General features: G+C 69.0%; 16 protein-coding genes. 6 read left to right on the top strand and 10 right to left on the bottom strand.

Annotation, left to right across the window (positions count from 1 at the left end; all coding sequences use genetic code 11):
- The first annotated feature begins 34 nt into the window (after positions 1 to 34).
- Positions 35 to 1,474 carry a mycothione reductase gene (locus IE069_RS06775; protein ID WP_189349369.1) on the top strand — a complete coding sequence of 480 codons (1,440 nt, stop codon included), beginning with the start codon at positions 35 to 37 and terminating at the stop codon, positions 1,472 to 1,474.
- Positions 1,475 to 1,499: 25 nt separating this feature from the next.
- Here IE069_RS06775 and IE069_RS06770 read toward each other — a convergent pair whose 3' ends face one another.
- The 4 genes from IE069_RS06770 to IE069_RS06755 all read right to left on the bottom strand — a co-directional run bounded on the left by IE069_RS06770 (position 1,500) and on the right by IE069_RS06755 (position 4,302).
- Entirely contained in the window at positions 1,500 to 1,754 is a 255-nt protein-coding gene (locus tag IE069_RS06770; protein ID WP_229790993.1) for a putative antibiotic biosynthesis monooxygenase, read from the bottom strand.
- A gap of 76 nt (positions 1,755 to 1,830) precedes the next feature.
- Positions 1,831 to 2,808 (bottom strand): helix-turn-helix transcriptional regulator, encoded by a 978-nt coding sequence (locus tag IE069_RS06765; protein WP_189349368.1) that lies wholly within the window; start codon positions 2,806 to 2,808, stop codon positions 1,831 to 1,833.
- A 101-nt stretch (positions 2,809 to 2,909) separates the two neighbouring features.
- Positions 2,910 to 3,614: an AAA family ATPase gene (locus IE069_RS06760; protein ID WP_189349367.1), complete on the bottom strand. Its 705-nt coding sequence runs from the start codon at positions 3,612 to 3,614 to the stop codon at positions 2,910 to 2,912.
- A 10-nt stretch (positions 3,615 to 3,624) separates the two neighbouring features.
- Positions 3,625 to 4,302, bottom strand: coding sequence for an FMN-dependent NADH-azoreductase (locus IE069_RS06755; RefSeq protein ID WP_189349366.1), 678 nt, complete (start codon positions 4,300 to 4,302; stop codon positions 3,625 to 3,627).
- 168 nt (positions 4,303 to 4,470) lie between these two features.
- On the opposite strand from IE069_RS06755, the gene IE069_RS06750 reads away from it, so the two are divergent.
- The 3 genes from IE069_RS06750 (at position 4,471) to IE069_RS06740 (ending at position 6,298) form a co-directional block, all read left to right on the top strand.
- Positions 4,471 to 5,121, top strand: a complete 651-nt coding sequence (locus IE069_RS06750) for an HAD-IB family phosphatase (RefSeq protein ID WP_189349365.1) — start codon at positions 4,471 to 4,473, stop codon at positions 5,119 to 5,121.
- 83 nt (positions 5,122 to 5,204) lie between these two features.
- The gene (locus IE069_RS06745; protein ID WP_189349364.1) at positions 5,205 to 5,612 is read left to right on the top strand and encodes a winged helix-turn-helix transcriptional regulator; all 408 of its coding nucleotides are present in this window, start codon (positions 5,205 to 5,207) and stop codon (positions 5,610 to 5,612) included.
- Positions 5,613 to 5,629: 17 nt separating this feature from the next.
- The gene (locus IE069_RS06740) at positions 5,630 to 6,298 is read left to right on the top strand and encodes a thioesterase II family protein (RefSeq protein WP_189349363.1); all 669 of its coding nucleotides are present in this window, start codon (positions 5,630 to 5,632) and stop codon (positions 6,296 to 6,298) included.
- Here IE069_RS06740 and IE069_RS06735 read toward each other — a convergent pair.
- The 6 genes from IE069_RS06735 to IE069_RS06710 form a co-directional block, all read right to left on the bottom strand.
- A complete protein-coding gene (locus tag IE069_RS06735) occupies positions 6,295 to 6,906 on the bottom strand; it encodes a flavodoxin family protein (protein WP_189349362.1) in 612 nt (203 codons plus the stop codon). The two genes, IE069_RS06740 and IE069_RS06735, sit on opposite strands and share 4 nt — an antisense overlap.
- Positions 6,907 to 6,957: 51 nt before the next feature.
- Positions 6,958 to 7,203: an acyl carrier protein gene (locus IE069_RS06730; protein WP_189349361.1), complete on the bottom strand. Its 246-nt coding sequence runs from the start codon at positions 7,201 to 7,203 to the stop codon at positions 6,958 to 6,960.
- Between the two features lie 88 nt (positions 7,204 to 7,291).
- The gene (locus IE069_RS06725) at positions 7,292 to 8,266 is read right to left on the bottom strand and encodes a beta-ketoacyl-ACP synthase III (RefSeq protein WP_189349360.1); all 975 of its coding nucleotides are present in this window, start codon (positions 8,264 to 8,266) and stop codon (positions 7,292 to 7,294) included.
- Positions 8,263 to 9,288, bottom strand: a complete 1,026-nt coding sequence (locus tag IE069_RS06720) for an AvrD family protein (RefSeq protein WP_189349359.1) — start codon at positions 9,286 to 9,288, stop codon at positions 8,263 to 8,265. The genes IE069_RS06725 and IE069_RS06720 overlap by 4 nt, the downstream gene beginning before the upstream one ends.
- 273 nt (positions 9,289 to 9,561) lie before the next feature.
- Positions 9,562 to 9,837 carry a hypothetical protein gene (locus tag IE069_RS06715; protein WP_189349358.1) on the bottom strand — a complete coding sequence of 92 codons (276 nt, stop codon included), beginning with the start codon at positions 9,835 to 9,837 and terminating at the stop codon, positions 9,562 to 9,564.
- Positions 9,838 to 10,668, bottom strand: coding sequence for an NUDIX hydrolase (locus IE069_RS06710; protein WP_189349357.1), 831 nt, complete (start codon positions 10,666 to 10,668; stop codon positions 9,838 to 9,840).
- 84 nt (positions 10,669 to 10,752) lie between these two features.
- Between IE069_RS06710 and IE069_RS06705 the strand changes: the two genes are divergently transcribed.
- Both IE069_RS06705 and IE069_RS06700 read left to right on the top strand, forming a co-directional pair.
- Positions 10,753 to 11,355: an NAD(P)-dependent oxidoreductase gene (locus tag IE069_RS06705; RefSeq protein WP_189349356.1), complete on the top strand. Its 603-nt coding sequence runs from the start codon at positions 10,753 to 10,755 to the stop codon at positions 11,353 to 11,355.
- Between the two features lie 275 nt (positions 11,356 to 11,630).
- Positions 11,631 to 12,095, top strand: coding sequence for an SRPBCC domain-containing protein (locus tag IE069_RS06700; RefSeq protein WP_189349355.1), 465 nt, complete (start codon positions 11,631 to 11,633; stop codon positions 12,093 to 12,095).
- Positions 12,096 to 12,101 lie beyond the last annotated feature (6 nt).

The following is a 12,101-nucleotide window of genomic DNA, read 5'->3' as shown; positions in this document are numbered from 1 at the left end:
CCGACCGCCCACCGTTTTCGTCGCGAGGACACGCATGCAGCATTTCGACCTGATCATCGTCGGCACCGGATCCGGGAACTCGATCCTCGACGAGCGCTTCCGCGGCAAGAAGGTCGCCCTGATCGAGCGGAACACCTTCGGCGGCACGTGCCTGAACGTCGGCTGCATCCCCACCAAGATGCTCGTCTACACGGCGGACGTCGCGGCCACGCCCGGCCACTCGAGCCGGCTCGGCGTCGACGCGACCCTCGACGCCGTGCGCTGGTCCGACATCCGCGAGCGCATCTTCGCCGACCGGATCGACCAGATCGCCGCCGGCGGCCGCGACTACCGCATCAGCCACGAGGACAACGCGAACGTCACCGTCTTCGAGGGCGACGCGCGCTTCACCGGCCCGCGTCAGCTCGCCGTCGCCCCTAACGACGGCGGCGCGCCCGCCACCATCACCGCCGACGAGGTCGTCCTCGCCGCCGGATCCCGCCCCGCGATCCCGGACATCGAGGGCCTGGCCGGCGTCGACTTCCACACCAGTGACACCGTCATGCGCCTCGAGGAGCTGCCGGCGACCATGACGATCCTCGGCAGCGGCTTCATCGCCGCCGAGTTCGCGCACGTCTTCTCCTCGCTCGGCGTCGCCGTCACGCTGGTCGCCCGCTCCGGCGCGCTGCTGCGCGCCCAGGACGCGGACGTCTCCGAGCGCTTCACGGAGGTCGCGCGCGCCAGCTGGGACGTCCGCCTCAACACCTCCACCCGCCGGGTGGAACAGCACGACGACGGCGTCCGGCTGCACGTCGAGGCCCCCGACGGGCCGGGCGTCATCGAGTCCGAGGTCCTCCTCGTCGCGACCGGGCGCACCCCGAACACCGATCAGCTCGACGTCGCCGCCGGCGGCCTCGAGACCGACGAGGCGGGGCTGCTGAAGGTCGACGAATACCAGCGCGCGGTGGTCGGCGGCACCCGCGGCGAGAAAGGCGCGGTGGCGGGCGGCGCCGTCGTGCCGGGCGTGTGGGCGCTCGGCGACATCTGCTCGCCGTACCAGCTCAAGCACGTGGCCAACCACGAGCAGCGCGTGGTGCAGCACAACCTGGCGGAACCAGAGCTCGTGACGGCCGACCACCGGTTCGTCCCGCACGCCGTCTTCAGCTCGCCACAGGTCGCGTCCGTGGGCCTGACCGAAGTGGAGGCCGTGGAGCGCGGGCTGGACATCTCGGTCGCCCGGCAGGACTACGGCGGCGTCGCCTACGGGTGGGCCATGGAGGACAGCACCGGGTTCGCGAAGCTCATCGCGGACCGGAACACCGGCCTGCTCGTGGGCGCGCACATCATCGGCCCGCAGGCCTCGAGCCTCATCCAGCCGCTGATCCAGGCGATGCACTTCGGCCAGCCGGTGGCGAACCTGGCACGCGGCCAGTACTGGATCCACCCGTCGCTGCCGGAGCTCATCGAGAACGCACTGCTGCAACTGGACGCCTGAGCCCGAAACCGCGGCCGCGCCAGGCTCAGGCGGTGCGGATCATGAGCCAGGCCCGCACGCGGTGCAGACCGGGCATGATCGCGTAGATCACGATCGGGACCGCGACGGTGACCAGAACGAAGGTGCGGAGCACAGGGTGCAGCACCTCGAGCCAGGACCCGAAGACGAGATTGATGATGGTCAGAGTGGGGAAGACCGCCACCCAGATCATCACGGCCAGCTGATGCTTGTTCGGCGGTGGAACGACCGGGGCGCGGACGCCCGTCATCTGCTCGGACATGCTTATTGCTCCTTCATCTGTGCAGGGATTCGCTACGTGCGGGGGAAGCCGCGGACGCGGCCGGGCGGCGGCGGGATCACACAGGGTGGCCAGCCCGGTCGACCCGTGACGGCGTCCGCCGCTCCGAAATGATCGACGTCCTGAACCGCGGGCGGGTGACGTCTTCGGCGGAGAACGCGGTGAAGGGCTCCCCTGAGGACATCAGCCGCCCCGCGGGTTTTCGGGGGAGGCTGAGCAACACCTCCTGTGTCCGGGTTCCAGACTTTGGCAGGTACGTGAAGACGCGGAGCGTCGGATACTTCGGGACGCTCAGCACCACGGGATCGAAGCTCAGCCTGCCCAGTTCTGGATGATCGTAGACCACGTCCACGTGATAGGAGTCGCCCACGACTTGGCGCTGCCACAGCTCGCGAAAGGCCTCCGATGCCTGACACAGCCGGCGCGCCATCGCTTCAAAACGGGGATCATCGTGGAATCTGGCCGACTGCGCCCGGAACTGGGCGACGAGGGACCGGGCCATCATCTCCCTGTGGACGTGGGACCGGGCGAGTTTCTGATCCGTGAAGAAACGCTGCAGGCAGCTGGTGCCCACGCGGGTGTCGAACGTACTCGCTGCAGCGGAATTCATGGCGACCACCGTCCAGAAGGGATCCGCGATGTAGCTGGGGTTGGCCATGGCATCGACCAACCGTTGCAGCAGCACTGCCTGGCCCCCGTCCGACTCGCTGTCGGCCACCGCGTCAGCACCCTGTGTTGCGCGGCGACCGGAGGCCAGCCGATGGACGTAGGTCCGATCCTCGGAGCTGAGCCGCAGCGCGCCGGCGACGGAATCCAGGATTTCCGCCGAGACACCGGTGGCCCGCCCCTGCTCGAGCCACGTGAGCCACGAGACGCCCACATTGGCGAGGACTGCGACTTCTTCGCGGCGGAGTCCCGGGGTTCGCCGTCGGTTGCTGGACGGTAACCCCACGTCCTCCGGGCGGATCTGCTCCCGGCGGGTCCTGAGGAAGTTGCCCAGGCTCACAAGGCTGGATGGCGGCTGTTCTGGACTCATGGATACTCCAATACTGAAGCGTGTCCGGTCGGTCACCTGGTGGTGACCGACCGGACGAACCGGCGAGCGGGGTCGTGCTTCGCGATCCGCGGGATCTGGCGCTACTGCGAAACGCGCTCTCGTTCGGGGCGGACGTCAAGCAGGGCGTATTCTTCGGCGGCCAGACGCGCAGCCGCTTCCGGTGCCATGCGCGGCTCGAGGCCGAGAAGCGAGGCGATCTGCTCGAGCCGCTCCTCCACCGTGCCGGAGACCACGTAGAAAGGGATGCCCAGCTCGTCCATGGTCTGCTTCAAGATCGAGTCGGACATGCTCCGGAACTGGTCGTTGACCGGACGGTGCCCGTCTGCGGCCAGGGGAAGCTCATTCTTCAGGTGCACGAAGACGTCGAAGGAACCCTTGACGTGCTTCTTGAAGCTGTTTCCGAGGCTCGCCATAACCTCTTCGAAGAAGGCCAGTTCCGCGGTCTTCTCGACTTCTTCACCTGCTTGCAGGTGCGCGGAGGCACTGGGGTTCAAACCCAGGGAAACCCGTACGGAGCCGTAGATCCATTCCTGCAACGAGGATCCGTCGGAGACGAATCCGGTGGAAAGCTTGTCCTCGTACACCGCCCGTTCCACGTGACGCGTCACGATCATCTGGATCAGTTCCGCTGCGGTGCATTCCTCCAAGGTCTTGCCCGGGGCAGCCTCTGGCAGGATCTCCCGCATGGTCCTGGCCTTCGTCCGCGGTAGCCCGGTGTAGTGGGACAGCGCCATCGAGGTGAACGTCTTGCCGGAGGAATAGGTCCCTGAAATTCCGATGCGCACAGCGTTCGCCTCAGTCGTTGACCAGCTGGAACGCCCCCACGGAGCTCAGCTTTGCGGCGAATTGGGGAGCCGCGGCGGTGAGCTCTGCATCGGCGACCTTGCGGGTGCCGTCCACGTCGCCGTTGAGCACGGTCGGGGCGAACCGGACGTGTGCGGCGTCCTCGATACCCACGAAGTCCAGCCAGTCGGCGAAGAACGTGCTGCTGAAATCCTTGCCGAACGCCGCCGGAACGCCCGGGGCGTACACACCGCTGGTGTGGATGGCCATGGCCTGCTTGCCTTCCATGAGGCCGCGGTAGCCCTTCTCGGGATCGAACCCGAAGCTCCACCCGGGCTGGGTGATGATGTCGATCCACTGCTTCAGCGCGTAGGGGACGCCGGCGTTCCACATGGGAATGTTGAAGACGTAGGCGTCCGCCGAGGCGAACTGGTCGAACACCGCACGAGCCGACTCCCAGGCCGTGATCTGCTCTGGCGTCTGCTCCTGGCCGGAGAAGACTGCCATCTTGGCGGCCGCAGCGGTCCGGCCGAAGACCGGGAGCGCGTCGTCGCCGAACAGGTCCAGAGTCTCCACCTCGAAGGTCTCTTCTTCCGCGGCCTGGACAGAGTCGATGAAGTGCCGGGCCAGCTGCAGAGAGTCGCTGTTGGCGTAGCGGGGGGAGGCGTTGACGTGGAGGATGGTAGGCATTGACTTCCCTTCGAAGCGTGATGAACGGGGCGCTCTCTGTGCCCGTACTCGATCCTGGCGCGTCCCGTAGGAGCGCGTAAAGAACGCACTATTTTGTGCCTAGGGCACTTTGAAGTGCCCTGTCGGCAACGGTTTCCGCGCAGCGGTCCGAACCTTAGGATTCTTCCTGTGGAAGAATCCGACGCCCGGGCCCGGGCCGCCTACACAGACATCGATGGCACCGTCACGGCCTACAACACCATCTTCGAATTCCTCCGCTTCGATGCGGCCCACAGCTCGCGCCGCGCGGAGGCCGAGGACTTCCTGGCCGGCCTGCGCGAGAGCGCGCTCGCCGGCGTGCCGCGCGCCCAGACCAACGCCCGGTACTTCCACTGGTGGCGGGGGAGGCGCGTGGCCGACGTCGCCGGGCTCGGCGAACTCTGGGCGGACGACCAATCCCGGTCGCCGGCCGACTGGCGCTTCTTGGAGCCCGTGGCCTCCGTCCTGGATGCACACGCCCGCCAACGACGGCGGCTGGTCGCCGTGACGGCGTCGTTCGAACCGGCGCTGGTGCGCGTGCGACGGCGCTGGCCGCAGCTCGACGTGCTCTGCACGCGCCCGGTGATCAGCAACGGCCGCTACACGGGGGAGATCGAGGAGGCGCTCGTAGGCGACGCCAAGGCGCGCGCCGTAGCGGCCCACGCCGCGGACCGCGACGTGGACCTGACGGCGAGCTTCGCATACGGCGACCACCCCTCGGACCTGCCGTTCATGAAGCTGACCGGCGAGTCCCTCCTGGTCGGCCCCGGCGGGGAAGATATTCGCCCTGCGGTCAACTAAAGATTACGGCACGGTTTCCCCCTGTCACACGCCCGCCGTACGCTGGCCCAACGAGCCCACCGCGGAAGAAGAGGACCGGGAACATGACCCACACTGCCGAACAAAAGCGTGAGACTGCGCGAAAGCACTACAACGCCTCCCTCGAGCTCTGCCCGGCACGGCAGCTCCTCGAGGCCATCAGCAGCAAATGGGTCACCCTGGTCATGCTCGCGCTCGAGGACGGCCAGCAGCGGCACAGCGAACTGCGCAAACGGATCCCCGGCGCCAGCCAGAAGATGCTGACCTCCACGCTGCGCTCACTGGAACGCGACGGCCTCGTTGACCGGCACGTCACTGTTTCCGTGCCGGTACGCACGGACTACGAGCTCACCCGCCGGGGCCGCTCGCTGCTGAAGATCATCTTCGAGATGAAGGAATGGGCCGAGGAGAACATGGACGATGTCGCCGCGTCCCGCCTGAATCACGACCGGCACAAGCTCGACTTCTCCTAGGGCGCGGGGCGGCCGGCATGCACCTGTTCTGCCTCCATCACGCCGGCGGGACCACCGCGAGCTTCGCCAAATGGCGGTTCACGAATGTCGCCGTCACGAAGCTCGGGTATCGCGGCAGGGACTTCGCCTCCATCCCCCACGCTGCGGCTGTTCTGTCCGAATCGGTCAAGGCGTCGCCGTCGCCGCGCCTGGCCCTCTACGGCCACAGCATGGGCGCAGCCCTGGCCTACGAAATCGCCCTGCGGGTTCAGGGCTCTGGCCGGCTGCAGCATGTCTTCCTGGCGGCCGCCCGTCCCCCGGTGCCAGCGCGCGGCAACGGGACGGGCACCCGTGCCATCGCCTTCGCGGCCGCCCGTTCTACCGCGTTGTCCGAGCGCGCTCGCGACGTCCTGCTCGAGGACCTGGCGCTGCTGGAGAGCTACCCGGGCAGCGAGCCGGCGGGGCAGCTGGCGGTGCCGACCACCCTGTTCCACGGTACGGACGACGACATCGTGCCGGCTCTGGAGTCCGCGCAGTGGGCCGGCTGGTGCGCGGAGCCACCCCGCTCGGTCGATATTCCCGGTGGCCACCTGTTCCACCGCACCAGCCCCAAGGTGATGGAGGTCGTGCAGACGACGCTGACCCCGTCGACACAGTCGGTTCCTGCGTCGACGGGGTCATTGCCCGCCGGCGGTTCGCGGCGCTAGGCGCCCGCGGGCGCGAGGTTCCGCTCGACGGCTACCCGCCCGGCGGAGAACACGGCGGCCATTTCGGCGACTCGCCGACCCAGGTGCGCGGCCGTGGCGATGTCCGCCGGGTGGACGCCGTCAATGCCGACGTCGGAGAAGGTCTGGGCCGCGGCCCCGTTGAAGAATCCGAAGCGGTTCAGGTCGTTCTCCGTCCCCTTGAGGCTCTTCCACCCCGGGAGCAGGCCGAGATTGATCCAATTCATTCCGTGCTGAGCGGCGAAGGTGGAGAAGTAGTCCAGTGTGGAATGCTTGTCCCCCGCTTTGCAGGCGGCGTTCGTGAAGCCCGCGCCGAGCTTGTTGTGCCACGCCTGCACGGCCCAGCGGCCCGCGGTCTTCTCCGCGAAGGCGTGGAACGCCGACGGCGCGGTGCCCATGTACGTTGGGGCCCCGAAGATCAGCGCGTCGGCGTCATCGATGAATTCCCAGGATTCCTCGGTCAGCTCGTTCACGTGCAGCAGGGCGGTCGTGGCGCCGCCCTCGCGGGCGGCCTCGTTCACCGCGTCCGCCAGGACCTTCGTGTGTCCGGAACCTGAGTAGTAGATGATGGCAATCGACGGATTCGTCATGGGTGTCCTTGTCTCTCGTGGGGTGGGGGCGGTGTCGTGGAAGGCGTGCGGTCAGGCGACGGGCTGGCGAGCCAGTTTGTCGGTGACGAGGCCCGCCGCGGTACGCGCGTTGCCGGCCTCGGCTAGCTCGAATTCGTCGATGCGCGTCCCGAACTTGTTGCTCAGGACAACGGCCGCCTCCACGAGCGAGAGCGAATCGATGTCCAGGTCCGCGAACGAGTCGTCCGGTCCCATCTGGCTGAGCTCGCCCATGGTGGAACGGATCGCGTCGACGACGTCCAGTGCTTTGATTTCCATTGTTCTCCCTTGTTCGGATGGCCCGGATCAGCCGGCGCCACGGTGGTCCCGCCGGTTCCAGCCCCGGCGGCGTTGCGGTCGTCCGCCCCTAATGCGGGTCGAGGACCGAGATCGATGGCCAGGTCATCGCGGCGGCACCCCACGTGGTGCCCCCGCCGAAGGCGGTCAGGACCGCTTTGTCTCCCGGGGTCCGGTGGCCTTTCACGGCGGCATCGGTCATCGCCAGCGGGATCGATGCCGCCGAGGTGTTGCCCACCCTGTCCAGGTGAACCTCGGCCTTCGATTCGGGGATGCCGGTCACGGAGGCAACCGTGTTCAGGATGCGCCGGTTGGCCTGGTGGGCGACAAGAGAATCGACGTCCTCCGTAGCCCAGCCGACGCGTGCCAGCACGGTGTTCACGGAGTCCGACATGGCGGACACCGCCCGCTCGAAGACCTCCTTGCCCTGCATTTCGAAGAAGCTCCCGGCGCCGCGCGGCACCTGAATGAGCGTTTCACCCGTTCCGTCCGCGTGCAGCGTCGACGCCAGAATGGCACCGGGTTCGTCGGCACTTCCGGCGGACAGGAAGGCGGCGCCGGCACCGTCCCCGAAGATCACGGACGTGGTCCGGTCCGCAGGATCGAGCAGGCGGGTGAACGTGTCCGCGCCGACGACCAGGGCAGAGCCCACCGCACCCGAGCCGATGGCCCAGGACGCCGTGGCCAGCGCATAGATGTAGCCGGAGCAGACGGCGGAGATGTCGTAGGCCGCGATGCCGTCGAGCCCGAGGTTCGCCGCGACTTTCGGTGCCGTCGCCGGGCAGATCTGGTCCGGCGTCGACGTCGCCAGGATCAGCAGGTCCGCCGAATCGACACCGGCGCTGTCCAGCGCACGCCGGGCGGCGGTAGTCGCGAGAGCGCTCGTGGACTCGGATTCGTCCGCGTGGCGGCGCTCGACGATGCCGGTCCGGCGCCGGATCCATTCGTCGGAGGTGTCCAACGTGACGGAAAGGTCCTCATTGGTGATGACCCTCCTTGGCAGGGCTCCGCCGAGGCCCCGAACGACGGCGTTCCGCGTGCTCATCGGACCGCCTCCGCGGCCTGGCGGGCGGGCAGGCGGTGAGCGACCTTGCAGACAACTTCGCCGCCGTCGAACGTCCCCACGACGTCGGCGCACCGCCACGACTCGCCGTCCTTCTCGACCAGCCGCTTGTTGCGCAAGTGCACGGAGAGGTCCGTCCCGGGCCCGCCGGCGACCACGGAGCCCGGGCCGTCGAGCGTCACGCGCGTCTTGCGCATCCACAGCGTGTTGCTGTCCGCGCGGTCCATCGCGTCGAGCCGGTAAAGCAGCACCTGCCCGAGTTGAAGGGTGGCCACGAAGTATTCGACGGCGCAGAGCGCGTCCGGGTATGCGGCCTCCAGGCCTCGACGCTCGCCGTGGGGAGACGGTGAAGCCCCCTGGCGGAACGCGAGGCCGGCGCGGGCGGTCCCGCATTCTGGGTCCATCCGGACCCGCGTCAACGACACGTCCCGCTCCGCCCAGCGCGCGCCGTAGAGCCGGTCCCCGCTGTCCCCGACCAGGGCCTCCTCGGACGGCGCCTGGACCGAGGCGAGCCCGGGTTCGGCGGTCCCGTGGGCCACGTGCGCAACGGCCGTCATCGAGGCCACGGAGCACCGCAGCACGGATCCGCCCCCACCGGGCGCGCTCTGGAGCACGGCCCGGCACTCAAGGTCGCGGAGCGCCCCCTCGACCGGTTCGCTGCCGCCGGAGATGGTCACCGATGTCACGTGGGCGGCCGGCAACAGGTCGGGAGAATAGCGGCTGGCCAGCAGGGCCTCTCCCATCCTGCAGGCCAGGACCATCACGTCCGTAGTCCCCAGGTGCGGCGTCTGCTCCGCGCCGCCCTTGACCGACCACAGCCCGTGCATGCTCAGCCCGGCGCGGGCCGTGAGCGTGGATTCTGCGCTGTCGTGGACGACCCGGAGGTCACGCAGTCGCGGGTTGGTCGACTTGTAACCCTGGCTGAAGAAGCGGTGGCGTCCGTCTCCCAATAGGTCGTCGATGGACGCGTAGTGCTCGATGACGGAGACTGCGGATGGCGGCATGGATGTTCCTCGGATCGGCGGCGGATGTAATCCAAGAATCCCCCGGTGCCCGGCCGACAACCAGTGTCCCCTGATGGTGTTGTTGCTGCCACCACCCCGCCTGCGCCGCCGGGCCAGTCATCAGCTCCCGTTCACGGGCCGGATCAGCGGGAGCCGGCGCAACTCGCGGTTCTGCTGCGGGTCGAGCAGCGAGTACTGCACGCACACCGGGATCAGCTGTCCCGTCTCAGGATGGCCCATCGTGTACATGAACGCGCTGCTGCCGCTGGACGCCTAGGTCCTGCGCCTCCGCGCACACAGGAGCAGATGAACGAGAGCGACGAGAATCGTCCAGCCGAGCACGAATAGCCAGCCGAAGTCGAAGATGGTCATCGCAAGGGCCGCGACGACGAATGCGAAGAAAGGCCAGAGGATCGACGCCCACCGGTTCTGCACCTCTGGGCTCGTGGACTCCCGGTATTCTCGCGCGTCGACTCTCCGCATCGGCTGAATCATCGTCTGTCCATCATTTCCGGATTCGGTCAGCAACGCGCCGCTTCGCTCCGGCACTCAGAACTCACGCTCGTAGGTCCAGGGCAGCGCCGTGACGTCCAGTCGGTGGGTGCCGGCGGGCGAGGGCGCTTCCGGAAGGTGGGGGCCGTGGCCGGCGGCGGCGAGTTCGTCCTCCCAGGCCTCGTCGCCGTGCCAGACGACGTACTTCCGCCCCGCCTCGGCGAACTGCTGGCTGCGGAACTGCTCGAACTCCGCGCCCGCTCCCCCGCCGGCGCGTGACTCGGCGGCCGCCACCGCGTCGGCCACGGCGTCGGCGACCGTGGCCACGCCGCCGGCGCCGCCGAGGACCGCCAACCCGTGCAGGGTGAACCAGGTCGGCGGGACCAGCAGCATCTCGCCGGCTCCGTGGCGGGCCAGCGCGTCGGCGGGCGTCAGCCACTCGGCGGCGCTGTGCTCGCCGGGGCTCAGCCGGATCTCACCCCCACCCCCGGCCAGCGGGGCCAGGAAGTACCAGGCGCGCATCCGCTTCGGCGACGCCGCCGGCGGCACCCAGCACGTGGTCGGGACCAGATCCGCTTCATTCAGGACCAGCCCGGTCTCCTCCTCCGTCTCGCGGACGGCCGCGGCACGGGCGGCGGCGCGCAACCCGGCCGGCACCTCGCGGACGGGGACGTCCGCACCCCAGGAGGCGGCGTCGTCGTACTGGAACCGGACCGGGGTGTCCTCCGGGTCGACGTACCCGCCCGGGAACACCCACGCGCCGGCGAACGAGCCGCGGTCCAGCCGCCGCAGCATGAGCACCTCCAGCCCGGCGGCGCCGTCGCGGATCACGACGGCGGAGGCCGCGTCGCCGGCGAGTGGGGCCGGCGCGGGGAAATCTTTGGTCATGTTCCCTCCTGCTGGAATGCTAGCGCGACGGGGCGCGTTGAACGAGGCACAACACTTGAATCTACAACCGAATGGGAGCTGTCCATGAAGATCGCAGTCTACGGAGCCACGGGCATGGTCGGAAGCCAGATCGTCGCGGAGGCACTGACCCGCGGCCACGAGGTCACGGCCGTCTCGCGCAGCGGCGCAGAGGTCCCGGGCGCCGCGTCCTTCACCGCCGAGCTGACCGACCTCGCCGCGTACCGCGAGCTCGGCAAGAGCCACGACGTGGTGGTCCTCTCCGTCCCGACCCCGCGCGACGGCAGCGACCACGGCCCCGTGCGCGAGGCCCACGAGGAGATCGCCGAGACCCTGGTCCCGGCGCGCGTGTTCGTCATCGGCGGGGCCGGCGCGCTCGAGGTCGACGGCGTCCAGCTGCACCAGACCGAGGGCTTCCCGGAGGCCTACAAGGCCGAGGCGGAGAGCTTCGCCGAGATCCTGACCTACTACCAGGACTCCTCCGGCGTGAACTGGACGATGCTGGCCCCGGCCCCGATGATCGCCCCCGGCGAGCGCACGGGCGAGTACAAGGTCGGCGTGAACTCGCCGGTCGGCGACTCGGTCTCGACGCAGGACTTCGCCGTCGCCGTGCTCGACGAGCTGGAGACCCCGAAGAACGAGAACCGCCGCTTCACCGTCGCCAACTGACCCGGCGGGCGCCACACGGCCGGCCGCCAGCACCCCGCACGGGGCGCGGGCGGCCGGCCTTCGCCGTTTCAAGCGCTGCTCGAGTCGTCACCAATCGTTGGCGGTCGCTCGCCAGTCGTCGCAGAATGCTGTTCGCCCGCCACGAGTCGTCGCAGACTGCTGCAGATCCCGGAAAAACCCGCACTCCGTAACGACTCGTGCCGCTCCGAGCCTTCCGGCCTGCGGGCGGATCCGCCCCGTAGCCGTCCGGACTCGGCGACGCTAGCGTGGGCACCATGCGGATCGACCGGGCCTCACGACACATCTCCGCCGACGCCTCCGCCGTCTTCGGGGCGTTCACCAACGCCGACCTCTTCCTCGCGTGGCTTCCACCGGCGGGCATGACGGGCCGGCTCGAGCACTTCGACCCCAGCACCGGCGGCGGATTCCGCATGGTGCTGACCTACGACGAGCCCCCGTCCGACGGCGGCAAGTCCGGCGCGGACACGGACACCGCCGAGGCGCGCATCGCCGAATTCGATCCTCCGCGGCGCATCGTCTGGCTCGTCGACTTCCCCTCCGAGGACCCGGCAGCCTCCGGCACCATGACAATGACCTGGTCCCTCGCCGAGGACGACGACGGCACGCTCGTGACCGTCGCGGCCTCCGGGGTTCCGGAGGTGATCACGCCCGAGGCGCACGCGGCGGGTCTGGCCTCTTCCCTCGCCAATCTCGCCGACGTCGTCGAGCAGTCCGGCTGACCGGGC

The sequence above is a fragment of the Zhihengliuella salsuginis genome, from assembly GCF_014651715.1.
Classification (GTDB): domain Bacteria; phylum Actinomycetota; class Actinomycetes; order Actinomycetales; family Micrococcaceae; genus Zhihengliuella; species Zhihengliuella salsuginis.
The sequence above is the reverse complement of the archived record's forward strand: the minus strand, read 5'-3'. Positions and strand labels throughout refer to the sequence as shown.